The 21,201-nt window shown below is 65.3% G+C and carries 20 protein-coding genes and 1 pseudogene; 14 read left to right on the top strand and 7 right to left on the bottom strand.

The window, feature by feature from the left end; translation table 11 throughout:
* Positions 1–63 precede the first annotated feature (63 nt).
* From AC0GNO_RS01225 to AC0GNO_RS01215, 3 genes are read left to right on the top strand one after another with little or no spacing between them, the layout of a single operon-like run.
* The gene (locus AC0GNO_RS01225; RefSeq protein ID WP_472902668.1) at positions 64–570 is read left to right on the top strand and encodes a DUF4405 domain-containing protein; all 507 of its coding nucleotides are present in this window, start codon (positions 64–66) and stop codon (positions 568–570) included.
* A 45-nt stretch (positions 571–615) separates the two neighbouring features.
* On the top strand, positions 616–1,341 hold the full coding sequence (gene serB / locus AC0GNO_RS01220; protein ID WP_472902667.1) for a phosphoserine phosphatase SerB: 726 nt from the start codon (positions 616–618) through the stop codon (positions 1,339–1,341).
* Positions 1,342–1,348: 7 nt separating this feature from the next.
* On the top strand, positions 1,349–1,909 hold the full coding sequence (locus tag AC0GNO_RS01215; RefSeq protein WP_472902666.1) for a redoxin family protein: 561 nt from the start codon (positions 1,349–1,351) through the stop codon (positions 1,907–1,909).
* A 12-nt stretch (positions 1,910–1,921) separates the two neighbouring features.
* Here AC0GNO_RS01215 and AC0GNO_RS01210 read toward each other — a convergent pair whose 3' ends face one another.
* A complete protein-coding gene (locus tag AC0GNO_RS01210) occupies positions 1,922–2,284 on the bottom strand; it encodes a translation initiation factor Sui1 (RefSeq protein ID WP_472902665.1) in 363 nt (120 codons plus the stop codon).
* A gap of 59 nt (positions 2,285–2,343) precedes the next feature.
* On the opposite strand from AC0GNO_RS01210, the gene AC0GNO_RS01205 reads away from it, so the two are divergent.
* Positions 2,344–3,591 carry a DEAD/DEAH box helicase gene (locus AC0GNO_RS01205; protein ID WP_472902664.1) on the top strand — a complete coding sequence of 416 codons (1,248 nt, stop codon included), beginning with the start codon at positions 2,344–2,346 and terminating at the stop codon, positions 3,589–3,591.
* Between the two features lie 48 nt (positions 3,592–3,639).
* Here AC0GNO_RS01205 and AC0GNO_RS01200 read toward each other — a convergent pair whose 3' ends face one another.
* Together AC0GNO_RS01200 and AC0GNO_RS01195 are read right to left on the bottom strand one after the other, a co-directional pair.
* Entirely contained in the window at positions 3,640–3,987 is a 348-nt protein-coding gene (locus AC0GNO_RS01200; RefSeq protein ID WP_210827372.1) for a DUF6172 family protein, read from the bottom strand.
* 55 nt (positions 3,988–4,042) lie between these two features.
* Entirely contained in the window at positions 4,043–4,351 is a 309-nt protein-coding gene (locus AC0GNO_RS01195) for a hypothetical protein (RefSeq protein WP_472902663.1), read from the bottom strand.
* A gap of 92 nt (positions 4,352–4,443) precedes the next feature.
* Here AC0GNO_RS01195 and AC0GNO_RS01190 point away from each other — a divergent pair, with 92 nt between their 5' ends.
* Positions 4,444–5,040, top strand: a complete 597-nt coding sequence (locus tag AC0GNO_RS01190; protein WP_472902662.1) for a 3'-5' exonuclease — start codon at positions 4,444–4,446, stop codon at positions 5,038–5,040.
* Positions 5,041–5,461: 421 nt separating this feature from the next.
* Here the strand turns inward: AC0GNO_RS01190 and cysQ are convergent, their stop codons facing one another.
* The gene (cysQ, locus tag AC0GNO_RS01185; RefSeq protein ID WP_472902661.1) at positions 5,462–6,232 is read right to left on the bottom strand and encodes a 3'(2'),5'-bisphosphate nucleotidase CysQ; all 771 of its coding nucleotides are present in this window, start codon (positions 6,230–6,232) and stop codon (positions 5,462–5,464) included.
* 70 nt (positions 6,233–6,302) lie between these two features.
* Between cysQ and cysD the strand changes: the two genes are divergently transcribed.
* The 6 genes and pseudogenes from cysD to AC0GNO_RS01155 form a co-directional block, all read left to right on the top strand.
* Complete coding sequence (gene cysD, locus AC0GNO_RS01180) at positions 6,303–8,018, top strand: sulfate adenylyltransferase subunit CysD (protein ID WP_472902660.1); 1,716 nt, start codon at positions 6,303–6,305, stop codon at positions 8,016–8,018.
* Positions 8,018–8,890 (top strand): adenylyl-sulfate kinase, encoded by an 873-nt coding sequence (cysC, locus tag AC0GNO_RS01175; RefSeq protein WP_472902659.1) that lies wholly within the window; start codon positions 8,018–8,020, stop codon positions 8,888–8,890. Before cysD ends, cysC begins: the two co-directional genes overlap by 1 nt.
* Positions 8,891–9,221: 331 nt before the next feature.
* Positions 9,222–10,655, top strand: coding sequence for a tyrosine-type recombinase/integrase (locus AC0GNO_RS01170; RefSeq protein ID WP_472902658.1), 1,434 nt, complete (start codon positions 9,222–9,224; stop codon positions 10,653–10,655).
* Positions 10,656–10,815: 160 nt separating this feature from the next.
* Positions 10,816–11,148: a helix-turn-helix domain-containing protein gene (locus tag AC0GNO_RS01165; RefSeq protein ID WP_297655429.1), complete on the top strand. Its 333-nt coding sequence runs from the start codon at positions 10,816–10,818 to the stop codon at positions 11,146–11,148.
* Positions 11,138–12,418, top strand: coding sequence for a type II toxin-antitoxin system HipA family toxin (locus AC0GNO_RS01160; protein ID WP_472902657.1), 1,281 nt, complete (start codon positions 11,138–11,140; stop codon positions 12,416–12,418). Before AC0GNO_RS01165 ends, AC0GNO_RS01160 begins: the two co-directional genes overlap by 11 nt.
* A 94-nt stretch (positions 12,419–12,512) precedes the next feature.
* Positions 12,513–13,013, top strand: a pseudogene (locus AC0GNO_RS01155) (IS21 family transposase); the annotation flags it as partial.
* 134 nt (positions 13,014–13,147) lie between these two features.
* Here AC0GNO_RS01155 and AC0GNO_RS01150 read toward each other — a convergent pair.
* From AC0GNO_RS01150 to AC0GNO_RS01140, 3 genes are read right to left on the bottom strand one after another with little or no spacing between them, the layout of a single operon-like run.
* The gene (locus tag AC0GNO_RS01150; RefSeq protein WP_472902656.1) at positions 13,148–14,080 is read right to left on the bottom strand and encodes an electron transfer flavoprotein subunit alpha/FixB family protein; all 933 of its coding nucleotides are present in this window, start codon (positions 14,078–14,080) and stop codon (positions 13,148–13,150) included.
* Positions 14,081–14,117: 37 nt separating this feature from the next.
* The gene (locus AC0GNO_RS01145; protein ID WP_472902655.1) at positions 14,118–14,867 is read right to left on the bottom strand and encodes an electron transfer flavoprotein subunit beta/FixA family protein; all 750 of its coding nucleotides are present in this window, start codon (positions 14,865–14,867) and stop codon (positions 14,118–14,120) included.
* A gap of 45 nt (positions 14,868–14,912) precedes the next feature.
* Positions 14,913–18,398 (bottom strand): indolepyruvate ferredoxin oxidoreductase family protein, encoded by a 3,486-nt coding sequence (locus tag AC0GNO_RS01140; protein ID WP_472902654.1) that lies wholly within the window; start codon positions 18,396–18,398, stop codon positions 14,913–14,915.
* Between the two features lie 114 nt (positions 18,399–18,512).
* On the opposite strand from AC0GNO_RS01140, the gene AC0GNO_RS01135 reads away from it, so the two are divergent.
* The 3 genes from AC0GNO_RS01135 (at position 18,513) to AC0GNO_RS01125 (ending at position 21,123) form a co-directional block, all read left to right on the top strand.
* Positions 18,513–19,457 carry a LysR family transcriptional regulator gene (locus AC0GNO_RS01135; RefSeq protein ID WP_472902653.1) on the top strand — a complete coding sequence of 315 codons (945 nt, stop codon included), beginning with the start codon at positions 18,513–18,515 and terminating at the stop codon, positions 19,455–19,457.
* Between the two features lie 63 nt (positions 19,458–19,520).
* Positions 19,521–20,375, top strand: coding sequence for an SDR family oxidoreductase (locus AC0GNO_RS01130; protein ID WP_472902652.1), 855 nt, complete (start codon positions 19,521–19,523; stop codon positions 20,373–20,375).
* 10 nt (positions 20,376–20,385) lie between these two features.
* Positions 20,386–21,123 (top strand): SDR family oxidoreductase, encoded by a 738-nt coding sequence (locus tag AC0GNO_RS01125; protein ID WP_472902651.1) that lies wholly within the window; start codon positions 20,386–20,388, stop codon positions 21,121–21,123.
* Positions 21,124–21,201 lie beyond the last annotated feature (78 nt).

The following is a 21,201-nucleotide window of genomic DNA, read 5'->3' as shown; positions in this document are numbered from 1 at the left end:
GCGCGCCAAGAAACTTCATGTTGGCGCCGCACCATCGCGGCTTCTGAACCGAAGGGAAACCCCATGAACCTGTCCACCCACCGCCCCTGGATCACGCCCGTCGTGATCGGCGCCTTTCTGCTCTCCGCCGTCACCGGCGTGCTGATGTTCTTTCACCTCGACAGTGGCCTGAACAAGACCGCGCACGAATGGCTGAGCTGGGTCATGGTGATCGGCGTCTCGCTGCACGTGCTGCTGCACATGCCGGCCTTCAAGCGCTATTTCAGCCAGACCCCGGGTCGCGTGATCATGGGGGCGTTTGCCTTGGTGCTGGCGTTGAGCTTCATTCCGGCCGGCGGCAGCGCAGGCAGTGAGCCGGGTTTTGCACCCCCGGTGCGCGCTCTGGCCAAGGCCCCGATCACCGTGCTGGCCCAGGTGGCGGGCACCAGCACCGACGACGTCAAGACCCGGTTGCAGGCAGCCGGCTTCACCGTCACCAGCGACCAGCAATCGGTGGCGGACCTGGTGGGCGGCGATCTGAAGACGCAGATCAGAACGATGAGCCAGGTGCTGTCACCACCCAAGTCCTGAGAGGCTGATCGGAACGGTCATTCCGGCTCCCGCGATAATTCCGGGATGACTTCCACCACCGAATTCGCCCCCGGCCTCACCGTTCAAGGCTTCACGCCTCCGCTGAAACTCAAGGACTTCAAGCTCATCGCGTTCGACATGGACTCCACGCTCATCAACATCGAGTGCGTGGACGAAATCGCCGACGCGGCCGGCCGCAAGGCCGAGGTCGCCGCCATCACCGAAGCTGCGATGCGCGGCGAGATCACCGACTACAAGGAAAGCCTGCGCCAACGCGTCGCGCTGCTGCGTGGTGTGACCGTGGCGCACATGGAGCAGGTGCTGGCCGAACGCCTGCAGCTCAACCCGGGCGCCGAAACGCTGGTGAAAGCCTGCAAGGCCGCCGGGCTGAAGGTGCTGCTGGTCTCGGGTGGTTTCACCTATTTCACCGACCGGGTGCGCGACCGCCTCGGCATCGACTTCACCCGCTCCAACGTGCTGGAAATCGAGAGTGGCCCCAACTGCGGCCAACTCACCGGCCGCATGGTGGACCAGGCCTGGGGCGACATCTGCGACGGCGCCGAAAAGCGCCGCACGCTGCTGGAAGTGGCTTCGCTGCTGGGCATCGAACCAGGCCAGTGCATCGCCATGGGCGACGGCGCCAACGACCTGCCCATGATGGGCGTGGCAGGCCTCTCGGTGGCCTACCACGCGAAGCCGAAGGTGCGCGAGCAGGCCATGGTCGCCATCAACGAAGGTGGTCTCGACCGCCTGCTCGAAGTGCTGCGTTGAACCGCCCATGAACACCACTCCCGGCTGGTGGGATCGCCTGCGCCAGAACCTGCGCACACGCTGGAAACACCACCTCGGCACGCTGGCGATGGTGCTGACCGTGGTGTTCGGCGTGCAGGCCTGGCAGACGCGCAACGTGCCCTCGGGCTCTGCGCCCGAGCTGGCCTTCACCCTGATCCAGCCCGACGGCAGCCGTGTCGACACCACTCTGGCCGCCTGGCGCGCGCAGCACCCGGGCCAGCCGGTGGCCCTGCACATCTGGGCCGAGTGGTGCCCGATCTGCCGCACCGAGGAACACAGCGTCACGCGCCTGGGGCGCGACTGGCCGGTGCTGACCGTGGCGATGCAGTCCGGTCCGGCCGATGCCGTGGCGCGTGTGCTGGTGAAACGGGAATTGCCCTGGGCCACCGCGGTCGACACGCGCGGCGCACTGGCGCAAACGCTGGGCTTTCGCGCCGTGCCCGCGTTCGTGGTGGTAGATGCCGATGGCCGTCTGCGCAACGCCAGCGTGGGCTACACCAGCGAGATCGGCATGCGCCTGCGGCTGTGGTGGGCGAAGCTCGTCTGACGAAGCGCCCTTTCAGCCTCCAGCGCGCTTGACCTTGTGGCCCGCTGCCTGCAACGAGGCCATCACTTTGTCCACGTGATCCCCCTGGATCTCGATCACGCCGTCCTTCACCGTCCCGCCCGTGCCACAGGCCGCCTTGAGCTGTTTGCCCAGCGCCGTCAGGCCCGCGGCATCCAGCGCCACGCCTTTCACCAGCGTCACCGCCTTGCCGCCCCGCCCCTTGGTTTCGCGCGACACGCGCACGGTGCCATCGCCCGCAGGCACCACCGCCTGCTTGCAGATGCACCGCGCCACCGGTTGCCGGCAAGCGGGACACATGCGGCCCGCTTCGGTGGAATACACCAGGCCGCCCAAAGAAGACAACTTGTTTTTCATGGGCCCGCATCGTAACGCGGGGCTGCCCCGCGGGGGCCGACCGTTAAACTCGACCCCCCATGCCATTCATCTCCCTCGGGCTTGCCCCCACCCTCGCCCAGGCCGCCGCCGAACTCGGCTTCACCGCGCCCACCCCCATCCAGCTGGAAGCCATCCCCGTTGTGCTGAGCGGCGCCGATCTGCTGGCCACCGCCCAGACTGGGTCGGGCAAGACCGCCGCTTTCGCGCTCCCGCTGCTGCAACGCTTGCAAGCCGGCACCTTGCACACACCGCGGCGCGTGCGCGCCCTCGTGCTGGTGCCCACGCGCGAACTCGCCGCCCAGGTGGGCGAGGTGCTGCGCAGCCTGGCGCAACACCTGCCCTCCCGCCCGCGCATCGCGGTGGCATTTGGTGGCGTGTCCATCAACCCGCAACTCATGGCGCTGCGCGGCGGCGCCGACGTGATGGTCGCCACGCCCGGGCGCCTGCTCGACCTGGTGGAGCACAACGCGCTGCGGCTCTCGGCGGTGGAGCTGCTGGTGCTGGACGAGGCCGACCGTCTGCTCGACCTGGGTTTTGCGGACGAGCTGGACCGCGTGCTCGCCCTGTTGCCCGCAAAGCGACAGAACCTGTTTTTCTCGGCCACCTTCCCGCCCGCTGTGGAAGCGCTCGCGGGTGGCCTGCTGCGTGACCCGCAGCGCGTAGACGTGCCCGCCCCGGCGCAGGCAGGAGCCGTGATCCTGCAGCGCGCCATCGCAGTCGATGCAAGCCGCCGCACCCAGCTGCTGCGCCAGCTGATCAAGGACAACGGCTGGGAGCGCGTGCTCGTGTTCGTGGCCACGCAGTACGCGGCCGAGCGGCTCGCTTCCAAGCTGCACCATGGCGACCTGTTCGCCACGTCGTTCCACGGCGGTCTGAGCCAGGGCGCGCGCAAGCAGGCGCTGCAGGAGTTCAAGGAAAAGCGCTGGGACGTGGTGGTCACCACCGATCTCGCCGCGCGCGGCATCGACATCGCACAGCTGCCCGTGGTGGTGAACTTCGACCTGCCGCGCTCGGCGGTGGACTATGTGCACCGCATCGGTCGCACCGGCCGGGCGGGCGAGAGCGGGCTGGCCGTGAGCTTCGTGAGTGCCGACACCGAGGCCCATTGGCGCCTGATCGAAAAACGCCAGGGCCTGAGCCTGCCGCTGGAGCAGCTGCCCGGGTTCGAGCCCACCGATGTGGCTGCACCGGCCGGGCCGGCGGGCGGCGGCATCAAGGGCAAACGCCCGAGCAAGAAAGACAAGTTGCGCGCAGCGGCGGCCGCGAAGACCGGCCAGCCCGAGTAGCGGCGAAGCCATCGGCCACCCGCTTGCCGGGTGACCCACCGCAAAGCATCAGTCGTCGGAATCGGAAGGCGCCGGCGAAGCCCCGGCATCGTCGATCACTTCCTGGCCAGCCGGTCGTGGCTGGCGCACACCGGGCTTGGCCAGCAGTTCCACGTAACATTGCTCGCCACCCGCCTTGGCCAACACATCGAGCAGGCCGATCAGCTCGGCCGGGTTGGCGGTTTGAGCACTGTCCTTGTCCGCACCGAAGCGGCAGTCGAAATCCCAGAACGTCGCGCCTTCAGGCAGATCGCGGCGGCGTTCGCGCTTCATGTATTTGCGGATGTCGTGCTTGACGGCATCAAGCACGCGGTCGGGATTTTTGCCTTCGGGCCGCAGGGGATAGGTTTTTCTCATGGGAAAGTCCTTCAAAGGGAATGAGCGCCCAGGGAGGACGTGAACGGGGTAGCGATTATGCGGGCAAGACGATCTGGTAGCCGCCTTCGTCCAGGTGCCGGTGCGGGCCGAACACCGCTTCGATGGCAGCGGTTTCGGCCAGTTGCCAGTGTTCGAGCACCGTGCGCTCCTCCACCGTGAGCGCCTCGGGGTCCGGCGTGTCGCCGTAACGGGCCACGATGGCCTGATAAGCCGCGTACACCGGCGCCACCAATGCGGCATCACCCAGGGTGGCCTCCAGCGCTTTGCGGAACAGCCGCTCTGCCGCCTGGCGCTGCGCTGGCGTGGTGTCGTCGGACACGTAGAGCTGGAGTGTGTAGGTCATGAAGGCATCGGGCGCAAAGGGGTGTATCGGGGTGCGTTGCACAATGCCCTGATTATCGATCCCGCCAGCAGCAGCCACCCGCCACCGACACCATGCAAACCACCCGCCCCACGCCCGACAAGGAAGCCATCGCGCTGCTGCCCGAATTTGACCGCCTGGGTCTGGACCGCATCACGCAGGTGGACACGGTGGCACAGGCCCGCGAAGCCGCAGCGGCGCTGCGTGACCATACGGCCTGGGGCTTCGACACCGAGAGCAAACCCACGTTCTTCAAGGACCAGGTGTCCGACGGGCCGCACATCGTGCAGCTCGCCACTTTGCAGCACGCCTGGGTGTTCCAGCTGCACGACCCGGCCTGCCGCGAGCTGGTGGCGGGCCTGCTCGCCGACGCCGCGTTCACCAAAGCCGGTTTTGGCCTCGGCGACGACACCAAGCGCATCGTGAGCAAACTGCTGGTGGAACCGGCCGGCGTGCTGGAGCTCAACCACGTCTTTCGCCAGCAGGGTTACCGCAAAGACATGGGCGTGAAGGGCGCGGTGGCGGTGCTGTTCAACCAGCGCTTCATCAAGTCAAAAAAGGCCGCCACCTCCAACTGGGCCAACCCACGCCTGAGCGAAGCGCAGCTGGTTTACGCGGCGAACGATGCGTACGCCGCGGCGCGGGTGCACGCGGCGCTGCGCCGCTCATGAGACTCCAGTGCCTGTGCGCTCTGGCACCCGCTCAGGTGCGGACGCACCCGGCTGTCGCCCTGCCGATGCAGGCCAATGCCACCGGCACCCCCCACCCAAGTCTGCTGGAACATGCCGATCGGCGACAGGTGACTGCTGGCGCGAAGCCGGGAGTGCCTTCTGCCGGAAAATTCGGTCCAGCAGCGGAAGCAGCGCCGAACGCTCCAGCTCCAGCGACACCAGCAGCAAAAGGATCAGCGTCGCCAGCGCCAGATTGAAACAGCGCGCCAGCAAGGCCTTTTCGTCGATCAGGCCAAACAGGAAATACGCCGCGGCCCACAGGCCAACACCGCAGCCGACCACCGGCCCTGGACCAGCCGCCCCAGCAGGACCATGTTGGACAACAGTGTCAGGGCAGCGGTCATCGCAGGTCCGCCGCGCTTCAGCGCAGCCCCCAGGCGGCAAAGTGGGGGTTGTCCAGGCCCGGTTTGCCGTAGCGCAGCGGTTGTCCGTCCAGCTGTTCGACCGCGCCACCGGCCCCGCTGAGCACCGCGTGGCCGGCGGCAATGTCCCACTCCATGGTGCGGCCCAGACGGGGGTACACATCGGCCTGCCCGCTGGCCACCAGGCACAGTTTGAGCGATGAGCCTGCGCTGACGTTGTGCGCGACCTTGCGCCCGGCCAGAAACGCGTCCAGCGCGGCCGCGTCGCCGTGCGAGCGGCTGGCCACCACCGACAGGCCTTCAGGCGGCACGGCACGGCAGGCAATCGGCGTGCGCTGCCCACCCTGCTCCAACCAAGCGCCCAAGCCCACGCCACCCGCGTACAACGCGTCCAGGGCCGGGGCCAGCACCACACCCAACACCGGCTGCCCGTGCTCCACCAGCGCGATGTTGACCGTGAATTCGCCGTTGCGGCTGATGAATTCCCTGGTGCCATCGAGCGGATCCACCAGCCAGAAGCGTTCACCGATGTCGGGCTGTGCGCCACCCGACACCGCCTCTTCGCCGACCACCGGAATCCCGGGTGTGAGCCGGGCCAGGGCTTCGGTGATCAGGTCTTCCGCCTGCTGATCGGCCGCTGTCACCGGCGAGGCGTCGTCTTTGCTGACCACGTCGAAGTTGGTGGCGTACACCGCCATCACCAGCTCACCCGCAGCGCGCACGATGGGCACCAGTTGCTGCAACAGGTCGGCGTGGTTGGGTGCGCTCATGGACGGGACTCCCCTCAGACAAACATGCCGATCATTCTATCGAATGGTTTAACATGATTCATTCAATTAAATGTTTAACACAGGGAAAGCCCCCTTGAGCGGCAACCAGCTCACCGTCGAAGCCTTGAACAGCCAGCGCCGCCAGGCGGTGCAGTTGCGGCTGGAAGGCCACACCCTGAGCGCTGTGAAACAGGCCACCCAGCTGAGCGCGCCCACCATCATCGCGGCGGTCAAGGCCTTCAAGACGGGTGGCTGGGCCGCCGTCACCGTCAACCCCCGGCGCGGGCGCCCGGCCGCGCAGGCCTCGGCATTCAGCCCCGCCCTGGAACTGGCCCTGCTGCGCCACATGCTCAGTGGCGACGGCCCAGCGGCCTGGAACGTGAACCAGGTGGCGCAATGGTTCAGCGAACACGGCCTGGTGGTCGGGCGCACAGGCATCCTCCAGTGGTGCCGCCGCATCGGCCTGTACCCTCCCGATCAAGCCCTGCCCCCGAGCCAGCCCGGACACAAGCGCTATCAGCTGCGCAGCTTCCCGCTGCGGCTCGACCCCGGCCATTACCAGGCCCTGGGCTGCCGACCGCTCAGCCGTGTGGCGGTCGACAGCCGCGGCGCCATCCACTGGCGCCTGCATGCGAGCGACGCCCTGCAGGCCAGCGACCACCTGGCGCTCTGGCGTCCGCTGGCCGATGCCAGCCACAAGCCCACCACCTTCCTGCTGGCAGGCGCCACCACTTTGCAGCGTCTGCCGGAAATCGCTGCCTGGCTGCAGCAGCGCAGCGGGTCGGTGGCCCTCCAGGAACCCGAGGGGACGGACGCCACGGACGCACCGGTCCGCCCCGCCACCCACCGCCCCCTTCTGTCACCCCAGTCATCCGAAAGCCAACCCATGACGCTGACCCACCTGCAACGGCTCGAAGCCGAGAGCATCCACATCATGAGAGAGGTCGTGGCCGAGACGGACAACCCGGTCATGCTCTATTCCATCGGCAAGGACAGCGCCGTCATGCTGCACCTGGCGATGAAGGCGTTCTACCCGTCCAAGCCCCCGTTCAAACTGCTGCACGTGGACACGCGCTGGAAATTCCGCGAGATGTACGCCTTCCGCGACCGCATGGCCAGGGAACTGGGCCTGGAGCTGCTGGTGCACATCAACCCGGACGGCATCGAGAAGGACATCAATCCTTTCACGCACGGCTCGGCCATCCACACCGACATCATGAAAACCGAGGGCCTGAAGCAGGCGCTGGACCTTTACGGTATTGACGCGGCCTTCGGCGGCGCGCGCCGCGACGAAGAGAAGTCCCGCGCCAAGGAGCGCATCTTCTCGTTCCGCTCGGGGCAGCACCGCTGGGACCCCAAGAACCAGCGTCCCGAGCTCTGGAAGCTGTACAACGCGCGCAAGCACAAAGGCGAGTCGATCCGCGTGTTCCCGATCTCGAACTGGACCGAGCTCGACATCTGGCAATACATCCACCTGCAAAACATCCCGATCGTGCCGCTGTACTACGCGGCCGAACGCCCGGTGGTCCGCCGCGACGGCACGCTGATCATGGTGGACGACGACCGCATGCCGCTCAAACCGGGCGAAGTGCCGATGATGAAAAAGGTGCGCTTTCGCACCCTGGGCTGCTACCCGCTCACCGGCGCCGTGGAGTCCGAAGCCGCCACGCTGCCCGAGATCATCCAGGAGATGCTGCTCACCACCACCTCTGAACGCCAGGGCCGCGTGATCGACCACGATGCCGCCGCGTCCATGGAAAAGAAGAAGCAGGAAGGGTATTTCTGATGGCACACGTTTCCGACCTCATCGCCACCGACATCGGCGAATATCTCAAGGCCCACGAACACAAGAGCCTGCTGCGCTTCATCACCTGCGGCAGCGTGGACGACGGCAAGAGCACGCTCATCGGGCGCCTGCTCTACGAGTCCAAGATGCTGTTCGAAGACCAGCTCGCTGCCGTCGTCGCCGACTCCCGGAAGTTCGGCACCCAGGGCGATGCCATCGACTTCGCCCTGCTGGTGGATGGCCTGGCCGCGGAGCGCGAACAGGGCATCACCATCGACGTGGCCTACCGCTTCTTCTCCACCGACAAGCGCAAGTTCATCGTCGCCGACACCCCCGGCCACGAGCAGTACACGCGCAACATGGTGACCGGCGCCTCGACGGCCGACGTCGCGATCCTGATGGTCGATGCGCGCAAAGGCATCCTCACGCAGACGCGCCGCCACAGCTACCTGCTGGACGGTGACAACGTCCGCCACGGCCTGAACAAGGACCTGGGTTTCACGGAAGAAGACCGTGTGGAGAACATCCGCCGCGTGGGCGAAGTCGCACGCCTCATGGTGGACGCCGGCCTGATCGTCCTCACCGCCTTCATCTCGCCGTTCAGGGCCGAGCGCCAGCTGGCCCGCTCACTGGTGGCCGAAGGCGAGTTCATCGAGGTGTTCGTGGACACACCGCTGGCCGTGGCCGAGGAGCGCGACGTCAAGGGCCTCTACAAGAAGGCACGACGTGGAGATCTGAAGAACTTCACGGGGATCGATTCGCCGTATGAACGCCCGCAGAACGCGGAGCTGGTGCTGCCGGCCTCGACCCTTTCTTCCGAGGAAGCGGCTGAGCGCGTGATCGAGCTGCTGCGGGAACGTGGCATCGTGTGACGATCCTGACCGGGTCAACCGCCATCGAGACAAGCGCACAACGGCTGCCCCATGGGTTGAAACCAGGACACAAAAAGAAAAGGACTTGCTGCTAGATTTCTAGCAACAAGCCCTTGATATAAATGGTCGGCGTGGCGGGATTCGAACTCGCCACCCCTTGCACCCCATCGAAATATACGTGAAATCTTGCGGGATTTCCCGGGACGTTATGGGACGACATTTGTCGTTCAAAATCATATATTTACATTGAATACTTGATCCCAGGTCGTCCCACGAAATACACTGACAGCGTTTTTTCGGTTTACCCCCCGGTTTACCCCCCAGGACCTGTATGACGCGATATCCGAAGTCAGGAAAAGGCAAAAAGTGGACGGCTCTGGAGCTCAAGGCCGTACCCCAGGCGTGGCGCGGCGACATGCTGAGCGACGGCGACGGCCTGACCGGCGAAGTCCGGGTCGTCGGCGACCAGACCATCTCCATCCACTTCAAGTTCGCCTTCAAATGGAACGGCAAAGTGGCCTGGCACTACTGTGGCACCTGGCCGGCCATGTCCATGGAACAGATCCGCCGGCAACGCGATGAGGCGCGCGATCTGGTCCGTTCCGGCGTCAACCCCAATGACCACAAGAAGGCCGAGCGCATCGAGAACCAGGCCGCGGTCGAAGCGACGATTGCGCAGGCAGCCGCCGAAGCCAGCCAGAACAAGCCCTTCAAGGACATGTTCGACGCCTGGCTGGCCGATGGCGTCGCCCGCAAAGACGGCAACGCCGAACTGCGCCGCTCCTTCGAGAAGGACGTGCTGCCTGTGCTGGGCGAGAAGCCCGTGCGCAGCATCACCGAGCACGACCTGCGCAAGGTCCTGCGGACCATGGTGGCCCGTGGCGTGAACCGCATGTCCGTGCGCGTGCACCAGGACCTGGTGCAGCTCTTCGCCTGGGCCGAAAAGCGGCAGCCCTGGCGCGGCCTGCTGATCGAGGGCAACCCGGCCGACCTGATCGAGATCCGCAAGATCGTCTCCAAGGACTTCGACATGGTCAACGAGCGCGACCGCGTCCTGTCGGCCAGGGAGCTGCAGGAACTGCAGGAGATCTTCGAGCGCATGGAGGCTGACTACGAAGAGACCCCGGCCGGTCACAAGTACGAGGTGCAGCGACCGCTCAAGCGCGAGACCCAGCTGGCGATCTGGATCTGCCTGGGCACGCTGTGCCGCATCGGCGAGCTGCTGATGACCCGCTGGGAAGACGTGGACTTGGTGGAGCGCTACTGGACCATCCCGGTCGAGAACGTCAAGGGCCCGATGGGTAAGAAGCAGGGTCACCGGGTCTACCTCTCGGACTTCTCGCTGCGCCAGTTCCAGGCGCTCAAGGCGCTCACCGGAGCATCGCCCTACTGCTTCCCGGCACGCAACCACAAGGAAGACACCCACATCGACGTCAAGACCGTGTCCAAGCAGGTGGGCGACCGACAGATCCAGTTCAAGGTCCGCAAGGACCTGTCACGCCGTGCCAACGACAACGCGCTGGTGCTCAAGAGCGGCAGCCATCGCGAGTGGACACCGCACGACATGCGGCGCACCGGCGCCACCATGATGCAGGCGCTGGGCGTCCTGCCCGACATCATCGACCGCTGCCAGAACCACGTGATGGCCGGCAGCCGGGTGCGGCGCCACTACCTGCACCACGAGTTCGCCGACGAGAAGAAGGCAGCGTGGGACAAGCTGGGAAAGCAGATTGACAGCATCATGGCGCAGACAGGCACGGCATGACCGATCACTCTCATTTCAGAATTTTCCCAAATATGCCCAATATACTGGGCATTATCTGGCCTTGTGCCTACTTAGAGCATCAAAATGGATGTTACCGTGTTGCCATCAGATTGATTTTTGCCTATTATGATGAGCATTAAATCCATTAACGCCCATCTAAATGAGCAACTTCTCAACGCCGCCGCAGGTGGTCGAACAGGTGGCGCAGCTCGGACAGCGCATCCGGACAGCACGAATCCGCCGGGGCTGGTCCGTCGCCGATCTGGCCAGCAAGGCAGGCATCAACCGCAACACCCTCACCGCGCTGGAGCTCGGCCGGCCGGGCACAGCGGTCGGCGTGTGCTTCACCGTGCTCTGGGCGCTGGGCCTGGACAAGACGCTGGACGCTGTCGCCGACCCCGACACCGACCTGCACGGCAAGGCACTCGAATCCTCGCGCCGTCCGGCGCGGGCGGGCAGGTCCACAAAGCCCAGCGAAAGCTATGACTTCTGAACGCCAGGCCTACGTCTACATCCAGTTGCCCGGCACCCTGGAAACGGTGCCAGCCGCACTGCTCAAGGTGCAGACCTTGCCCGACGGGACGCAGATCGGGCGGTTCCGGTACGGCGACCGCTACCTGCAACGCCCGGACGCGGTCGCGCTCGATCCGTTTCGGCTTCCGCTGGCCAGGACGGTGTTCGAGTTCACGCAGCTCAAGGGAATCCCAGGAGCAGTGCGGGACGCCAGCCCCGATGCCTGGGGTCGGCGTGTGATCGAGCACACCCTGCAGCGAAGCGCCGCTGACCTTCAGGAGATCGACTTCCTGCTGCACGGACCGCAAGACGGGGCGGGCTGCCTGAGCTTCGGGCTGAAGGTGGATCCCCCCGCGCCGAGGCGCACCTACAACCGCACGCACCAGCTGGCCGAACTGATCGCGGCGACCCAGGCGATCGAGGACGGGCGACCAGTGGCTGCACATCTGCTCGAACAGCTCGACCCTGGCACCAGCATGGGCGGGGCGCGCCCCAAGGCCACGATCGAGGACGCGCAGAGCCTGTGGCTCGGCAAGTTTCCCGCACGCGACGATCGCTTCAATCTGCAGCGCGTCGAATTCGCGACCCTCGACCTCGCACGCCGCTGTGGCCTGAACGTCGCGCAGGCTCGGCTGCAGGCGGTGGGCGCCAGCGATGTGCTCATGGTGCAGCGCTTCGACCGTGAACACACCAACCAGGGCTATCTGCGCTTCGGCCTCGTCAGCGGGCTGACCGTCCTCGACTGTGGCGACAGCCACCTGGACCGGGAGCGCTGGTCCTATCCGCTGCTGGCCGACAACCTGCGGCGCTGGTCGGACAAGCCAGAGGCCGATTGCACGGAGCTGTTCCGGCGCATGGTCTTCAACGCGGCCGTGACCAACAACGACGACCACCCCCGCAACCACGCCCTGCTGCACAGGCAGAAGGGATGGCGGTTGTCGCCTGCCTACGATCTGGTGCCCTCCCCTGTGGTCAGCCTAGAGAGGCGCGACCTGGCCCTGAGCATTGGCGATCACGGCCGCACGGCGAGCATCTACAACCTGATTTCGCAGGCCGGGCGGTTTGGTCTGTCTGTGGCCGATGCGCGTGCGGAAATCAACCGTCTGGTCGATGTGGTCCGGCACTGGCGGGAGAGCTTCTTTGCCTGCGGCGTATCAGCCAGGGACATCGACCACGTTGCACCGGCTTTCCTGCCTGAATGTTTCTTCTTCGAAAGCCTGCCCGAAGTGTTGGCGCCGACCGAAAACTGAGCCACTTTTGAGGGTAGTGCCGACCCAAAACTGAGCCAGGTGAACAACCTACTCTGCTGTTTTTTTGTGCAGCAGAGGACAAGGAGTGATCACCATGGACATGATTGGCAGGATCCGGCATTTGCATGCCCGGAAGAACAAATCGGAGCGCGAGATATCGCGCATGACAGGGCTCTCGCGCAACACGGTGGCGAAGTGGCTGCACGGCGAGGTGGACGGCCCACCGAAGTACCGGCGCGGCGAACAGCCCAGCAAACTCACGGCGTTCCATGACGCGCTCAGGCAGGCCTTGAAGGCCGATGCACGTCGGCCCAAACACGAGCGGCGCACGGCCAAAGCGCTGTACGCCGAGATCAGGCGCGCGGGCTATGAGGGCGGGTATACGCGGGTGACCGACTTCATCCGGGCATGGCGCCAGGGCGAAGGTCAGGGGTCTGCTGGCAACGCCTTTGTGCCACTGGCCTTCGAACTGGGCGAGGCCTTCCAGTTCGACTGGAGCGAGGAAGGCATGGTGATCGGTGGCATCTACTACCGGGTGCAGGTCTCACACATGAAGCTGTGCGCCAGTCGGGCCTTCTGGCTGGTGGCCTATCCGCTTGCCCTACGTCTACCGCAATACCTTGCAGCTGTGGACACACCCTTTGTATGAGGTGGTCGAAGTGACTCAGCAAACCGACGCACTTTCTTGCACAGGAACAAGGTGTTTTGCCAAGGCTGACCAAGCGCGTGCTACAAGCTGTGAGTCAGTTCCGGCACAGCGATAAACAGATCGGCCTCCAGGCCGTAGTCGGCCACCGAGAAGATCGGCGCCTCGGGGTCCTTGTTGATCGCCACGATCACCTTGCTGTCCTTCATGCCGGCCAGGTGCTGGATGGCGCCCGAGATGCCGCAGGCCACGTAGAGCTGCGGCGCCACGATCTTGCCGGTCTGGCCGACCTGCCAGTCGTTGGGCGCATAGCCCGCGTCCACCGCCGCGCGGCTGGCGCCGAGTGCCGCTCCCAGCTTGTCGGCCAGCGGGGTCATGACCTCGTTGAACTTCTCGGCGCTGCCCAGCGCCCGGCCACCACTGACGATGATCTTGGCGGCGGTCAGTTCGGGGCGGTCGCTCTTGGCGATTTCGCTGCCGAGGAACGTGCTCTTACCGCTGTCGGCTTGTGCGGCCTGGGTTTCCACGGCGGCGCTGCCACCGGTGGCGGCTGCGGGATCAAAACCGGTGGTGCGCACGGTGATCACCTTGGTGGCGTCGGCGCTCTGCACGGTGGCAATGGCGTTGCCGGCGTAGATCGGACGTTCAAACGTGTCGGCAGCTATCACCTTGGTGATGTCGCTGATCTGGCCCACGTCGAGCTGGGCGGCCACGCGCGGGGCAATGTTCTTGCCGCTGGCCGTGGCCGGGAACAGGATGTGGCTGTAGTTCGAGGCAATGGCCAGCACCTGGGCGGCCATGTTCTCGGACAGGCCGTGCGCTAGGTACTCGGCGTCGGCGTGGATGACTTTGGCGACGCCAGCGACTTGTGCCGCCGCTGCGGCAGCCGGGCCAGCGTTGTGGCCGGCGATGAGCACGTGCACCTCACCCCCGCACTGGGCGGCGGCGGCGACGGTGTTGAGCGTGGCGCCCTTGATGGTGGCGTTGTCGTGTTCGGCAATGACGAGTGCGGTCATGTTCTGTGTTCCTCTGGATCGTTGATGTCAGCGGTCTTCAGATGACCTTGGCTTCGTTCTTGAGTTTTTCGACGAGCGTCGCCACGTCCGGCACCTTGATGCCGGCACCGCGCTTGGGCGGCTCGCTGACCTTCAGGGTCTTGAGGCGCGGGCTCACGTCCACACCGAGGTCTTCGGGTTTGACGATGTCCATCTGCTTCTTCTTGGCCTTCATGATGTTGGGCAGCGTCACGTAGCGCGGCTCGTTCAGGCGCAGGTCGGTGGTGACGATGGCCGGCAGGCTCAGGCTCAGGACTTCGAGGCCACCATCGACTTCGCGGGTGACGTTCACCTTGCCGTCCACCACTTCAACCTTGCTGGCGAAGGTGCCTTGTGGCAAATCAGCGAGAGCCGCGAGCATCTGGCCGGTCTGGTTGCAGTCGTCGTCGATGGCCTGCTTGCCCAGGATCACGAGGCCGGGTTGTTCCTTGTCCATCAGGGCCTTGAGCAGCTTGGCCACAGCCAGCGGCTGCAGTTCTTCGGTGGTCTCGACCAGGATGGCGCGGTCGGCGCCGATGGCCATGGCAGTGCGCAGGGTTTCCTGGCATTGGGTCACGCCGCAGGAGACGGCGATGACCTCGGTGACGACACCCTTCTCTTTCAGGCGCACGGCTTCTTCGACCGCGATCTCGTCAAACGGGTTCATGCTCATCTTGACGTTGGCCAGGTCCATGCCGGACTGGTCGGCCTTGACGCGCACCTTGACGTTGTAGTCCACCACGCGTTTGACGGGGACGAGGATTTTCATGAGGGGTCTCCTGTGTATGGGATCGCAATCGGGTTCTAAACGGATTCAAGCTTGGGGAAGGCTGGCTTTCGCTTTCCAGCGTGTCATGAGTTCAGGCAGTTTCTTCAACATCGCCTGGTGCTCGCGTGCCTTCACGTGGCCGTAGCCCCGCACCTGCTGAGGCAGGCGGGCAAGCGCCAGGGCCTCCTGGAGGTTGTCGCTGCCCAAGCTCTGAAGCAGGCCCTCCACCAGCGCTTCAAATTCGGGAACCGCTGCGCGCTCTTCGCGCCGCTCCTGGGTCCAGCCGAACGGATCGATGACGGTTCCGCGCAGGAAGCGCAAGCGGGCCAGCAGGCCAAAAGCCGTTTGCACCCAGGCGCCGTAGCGCTGCTTCACCGGGCGACCTTGGGCATCGCGGCGAGCGAACAGCGGTGGGGCCAGGTAGTAGATGCGCTTGAAATCCCCTTCAAACCGCTCCTTCAATCGGCCAAGGAAGTCGCTGGCAACATGCAAGCGTGCCACCTCGTATTCGTCTTTGTAGGCCATCAGTTTGTAAAGGCTCACCGCGACCTCGCGCGCCAGCCGATCCCCGCCCACGCGGGCTTTTTCGGCATCGGCGACCCGCCGGACAAAGGCCTCGTAACGCCGGGCATAGCCGGCATTCTGGTAGCCGGTGAGCCGCTCTATGCGGTCCGACAAGATCTTCGCCAAGGTGTCCGCCTTCGGCGGCATGAGCACGACCTGTTCATCGGAGGGCAGTCCCGCCGCGCGGCGCACCACCGCCAGATCCACCGCCGCCTGACGCCCCCAGGCGAACGCGGCCCGGTTCATGCCCACGGCGGCGCCGTTGAGTTCAATGGCGCGCAACAACGAAGCTTCCTTGAGCGGAACCCAGCCCTTTTGCCAGGCAAAGCCCAACAGGAACACGTTGGTGGCCACCGCGTCCCCCATGAGGGCAACAGCCAGGCGCGAAGCCTCGAAGGCATCGACCTCGCCCGCCGCCGAACGGACACGCTCCAGCATCGCCTCGGGTGGGGCCTGCCAGTCGGGGTCGCGGGTGAAGCTGCCCGTGGGGGCCACATCGGTGTTCATCACCGCGTGGGTGCGCCCCGAGGTCATGGATGCGAGGGCATCCCCCGCGGCGGCCACCATCAGGTCGCAGCCGAGCACCACGTCCGCCTGACCACGGGCCACACGGGCGGCGTGCAGTTGGGCCGGATCGGCCGCCAGCCGCACATGGGACATCACCGCCCCGCCCTTCTGCGCCAGGCCCGCCATGTCCAGCACCAGCACGCCCTTGCCTTCCAGGTGCGCGGCCATGCCCATGAGCGCACCGATGGTCACCACACCGGTGCCACCGACCCCCGCCACCAGGATGTTCCAGGGGCGTTCCAGCTCAAGCCAGGCCGGTTCGGGAAGATCGGTGGGCGGCACCACGCGCTCACGCTGGGGCTTTCGCAACTCCGCCCCTTCGAGCACCACGAAGCTGGGGCAAAACCCGCGCACACAGGAGAAGTCTTTGTTGCAGCCGCTCTGGTCGATCTGCCGTTTCCGGCCCAGCGGTGTTTCCAGCGGGAGGATGGAGACGCAGTTGGACTGCACACCGCAGTCACCGCAGCCTTCGCACACGGCCTCGTTGATGACCACCCGGCGTGCGGGATCGGTCAGCGTCTTCTTCTTGCGCCGACGGCGCTTCTCGGCCGCACAGGTCTGCGCATACACGATCACCGACACCCCTTTGACTTCGCGCAACTGCCGCTGCAGCGCGTCCATGGTGTCCCGGTGCGACACCTTGACGCCTTGGGGGAAGTCCTCCAGCGACCGAAACAGCTCGGGTTCATCGCTCACCAGGTGCAGTTCTTTCACCCCCTCGGCGGCGATCTGGCGCAACAACTGGGGCACCGAAGGCGCGCCCTCGACCGGCTGGCCACCCGTCATGGCCACAGCGTCGTTGACCAGCAGCTTGTAGGTGATGTTCACCCCGGCGGCCACCGAGGCCCGGATGGCCAGAGAGCCCGAGTGCATGTAGGTGCCGTCGCCCAGGTTGGCGAACACATGCGGCGTGTCGGTGTAGGGTGCCTGCCCGATCCACGGCACCCCTTCGCCCCCCATCTGGCTGAACGTCTCCGTGCGCCGGTCCATCCACATCGACATGTAGTGGCAACCGATGCCAGCGAGCGCGCGCGAACCTTCGGGCACCTGGGTGCTGGTGTTGTGCGGACAGCCGGAGCAGAAATACGGCAGTCGTTGTGGCACAGAGGCATCCGCCTTGACCAGCGCGGTGCCCACCGCATGGCGCTCGATCCACCCACGCACCGATGCCGGCAGCGCGTCGTGACCGAACACCTTGGCCATGCGCGCGGCCATCACATCGGCGATGCCTGCTGGCGTCAGCTCGCCGTTGGGCGACAACAGAATGCCGCTGCTGGGCACCTGGACCCATTCGCCCGACTCGTCGTATTTGCCGACCACGCGCGGGCGGTGGGGCTCGTTGTAGAGGTGCTCCTTGATCTGGTATTCCAGCACCTGGCGTTTTTCTTCCACCACCAGAATCTCATCGAGACCCCGAGCGAACTCGACCACGCAGGTCGGCTCCAGCGGCCAGACCACGCCGATCTTGAGCAGGCGCAGGCCCAGCGCCTGCGCCGCCGCTTCATCCAAGCCGAGCAGCGACAACGCCTCGCGCACGTCTAAGTAGCTTTTGCCGGTGGTGCAGACGCCCAGACGCGCATCGGGCGCCACCCAGTCCTGGCGGTTGAGCTTGTTCAGCCGAACGTATTCGAGCAGGGCATACAGGCGCTCGCGCTGGAGCCGGTTCTCCTGCTCCAGCGGAGGATCGGGCCAGCGGATCGAAAAACCGTCGGCCGGGATCGGATACGACTGCGGAATCTGGATCTCAACCGACGTCGGATCGATGTCAAACGACGATGAAGACTCGACCGTGTCGCTGATCACCTTGAAGCCCACCCAGCACCCCGAATAGCGCGACATGGCGTACCCGTGGAGACCGAACTCGATGAACTCGCGCACTCCCGAAGGGTGCAACACCGGGATCATGGCGGCGATGAAAGCGTGTTCGCTCTGGTGCGGCAAGCTCGATGACTTGCAGGCGTGGTCGTCCCCCGCCACCAGCAACACGCCGCCATGCGGGGCGCCGCCCGCAATGTTGCCGTGCTTGAAGACGTCGCCACTGCGGTCCACACCCGGACCCTTGCCGTACCAGAGGGCAAACACGCCATCGACCCGCGCCTTCGGGTCCAGGCTCACCATCTGCGTGCCCCAGACCGCCGTGGCCGCCAACTCCTCGTTCAGCCCGGGTTGAAAGCGCACCTTGTGCTGCTCCAGCAGCGGCCGGTTCTTCCAGAGCTCCTGATCCACCGCACCCAGCGGGGAGCCGCGGTAGCCGGAAACAAAGCCTTCCGTGTTGAGCCCGGCGGCCTCATCCCGGGCCTTTTGCGCCAGCAGCAACCGCACCAGCGCTTGCGTGCCGTTCATGTAGACGCGGCCAGCGGGCAGCTCGTATTTGTCGGAGAGGGCGACGGAATGGGTCATGCGTGGGTTCTGGCCGCTCACGCAGCGCATTGAGTTATACAGTTACTGACATTGTGTTCATACTTTGTGGCATAGTCGAATTCAATTTTTGAACTTCACATATTGGCTTTTCCAATGTCTTCCGGCCTTCCTGCTCTGCCCCGCTTCACGCTGCGCCAGCTGCACTACTTTGTGGCCGTGGCCCGTTGCGGGCAAATCTCGGCGGCCGCCAACGAAATTGGCTTGTCGCAATCGGCCATGACCCTGGCCATCGCCGACCTGGAACAGGCCATGGGAACGGCGTTGCTGGAGCGCGGGCGACAAGGCGTCACCCTCACCTTGCAAGGACAGAGCTTCTTGCAGCACGCCGAGTCCGTCTTGCGCATGGCCAACGAGGCCGCCCAATTTCCGTTTCGCGGACGCGCCCTCGAAGGCCGGCTGGAACTGGCGGCGACCTACACCGTTCTGGGGTATTTCCTGCTGCCCGCCCTCGCCCGCTTTCGCGAGCTGTACCCCCGAATCGAACTCTCGCTGGAAGAGCTGTCGCGCAAGGACATCGAGACCCGGTTGGCCAGTAGGCAGCTGGACATGGGCGCGGTGCTGCTGTCCAACCTGGAAGCCCCGGAGCGTCTGCAAACCCGGGTGCTGGGGCGGTCCCGGCGGCAGCTCTGGATGGCCGCCAACCATGCGCTGGCGGGCCGTGGCAGCGTGAGTTTCGAGGAGCTGGCGACGCTCCCCTACATCCTGCCCACGGTGGACGAAGGTGACCGGAATGCGCGTCGCTACTGGGCCGACGCCGGGCACACGCCCCACAAGGTCATACAGACCTCGTCCATGGAGGCGTTGCGGGAAATGGTCGCCCTCAACCTGGGGGTGACCATCCTGTCCGACATGGTGTTCCGACCCTGGTCACTGGACGGGCGGCGCATCCACGCCGTGCCCATGGACGCGCACTTGCCGGTCATGGAAGTCGGGCTGGCCTGGTCTTCGGGCACACCCCTCAGCCCGTGCGCAGCGGCGCTGGAGCAGTTCCTGGGCCGTTCGTTCGCCAGCGGTGCGCTGACAGCGGCAAAAAATTGATGTGAACAGTTTTATTGTTTTTGCCTACAATAAAAGAAACGCGCAGCACAACCAGGAGACAACATGCACATCGATCTGAGCAACAAGCGCGTCATCGTGACGGGCGCCTCGCGCGGCATCGGCCGGGCCATCGCCAAGGCCTTCGCGCTGGAAGGCGCCCGTGTGGCGGTGTGCGCCCGCACACCCGCCGACATCGAGGCGGTGGGCACCGAACTGGCGGCGACTGCACAGGCCGTCATCGCGCGCGCCGTGGACGTCACCGACACCGCTGGCGTGAAAGCCTTTGTGGATGAAGTGGCCGCCGCCTGGGGCGGCGTGGACGTCTTGATCAACAACGCCGGTCAAGGCCGTGGCGGCAACCTCGACACCCTCACACCCGAGCAGATCCTGGAACACGCCAACGTGCTGCAGATGGGCCACTTCCGGTTCATCCAGGCGGTGGTACCCCACATGCGCAAACAACGCTGGGGGCGAATCGTCGAAATCAACGCGCTGGCCGGCACACAGATCACTCCCGACGGCATTCCGTCCGTGGTCAACCGTGCGGGCTGCATCGCGATGTCGAAATCCTTGGGCATGTCATTGCCGAAAGACAACATCCTGGTCAACACCCTCAACATGGGCTGGATCGACACCGGGCAGTGGGACCGCCACTACCGTGAAATGCCGGTCGGCACACCGCGAGAAGAGTTCGACGCCATGGTCCTGAAGGTGGTGCCTCTGGGGCGCTTCGGCAAGCCGGAAGACGTGGCCGGCATGGCGCTGTTCCTGTCGAGCGATCACGCCAGTTTCATCAGCGCGGCTTCGATCGACATCGCGGGCGGCATGGGCGGGCAGATCGCCTACTACCCGACCCTCAAGAGAGACTTTGGCGCCGCCATGGCGCAGCGTTACCCCAACACAGACACCCCTGCCTGAGGTGCATCACGTGAGCGAGCAAAAGCGACCGCTGGAAGGCAAGGTCGCCATCGTCACCGGCGCATCGTCGGGCATCGGTGAGGCCATTGCCCACGAACTCAGCACCGCAGGCTGCAGCCTGGTGTTGACGGCGCGCCGCACCGACCGTTTGAATGCGTTGTGCGCCAGACTCCAAGGACCGGCCGTGCCGCTGGGTGCAGAGATCGACGATCCGGCCACCGCAAACGCCTTGCTGGAACTGGCCCAACGAACTTTTGGCCGTGCCGACATACTGATCAACAACGCAGGCATGGTGGTCAGCGGAACGCTGGACACCATCGATATCGACGGCCTGGTGCAGATGACACGCGTCAACTACGAAGCCGTCGTTCGGACCTCCTATGTGTTCGCGCGCGCATTCAAACAACAGACCGCTGGATCGATCATCAACGTGTCCAGTGTGGGTGCCTACCTGAGCCATTCGTCCATGGGGGTCTACGCCGGATTGAAACAGGCTGTCGAGGTGTTCAGCACCGCGCTGCGCGTGGAACTCAAAGGCAGTGGTGTGCGCGTGGGCACCATTGCACCAGGCACCACAGAGACTGAAATCTTTGATCGGCTGAGAGCCTCCGGCCAACAGGTTCGGGCCGACCGGACGCCTGCTTTGCAGCCATCCGACGTGGCGTCTGCCGTGCGCTACATGCTGGAACAGCCAGCGCATGCCAATGTGGCGCGCCTGCTGTTGGTCTCGTCTTCAGAGTCGGTCTGAATACCGGGTGCAAAGCCCGCAGCGGCGCTGCGGGCTGGAAGACCAAAGCACTGGGATCTCACGTCAGCGCGAGATCCC

Source organism: Hydrogenophaga sp. L310, from assembly GCF_055703065.1.
The sequence above is the reverse complement of the archived record's forward strand: the minus strand, read 5'-3'. Positions and strand labels throughout refer to the sequence as shown.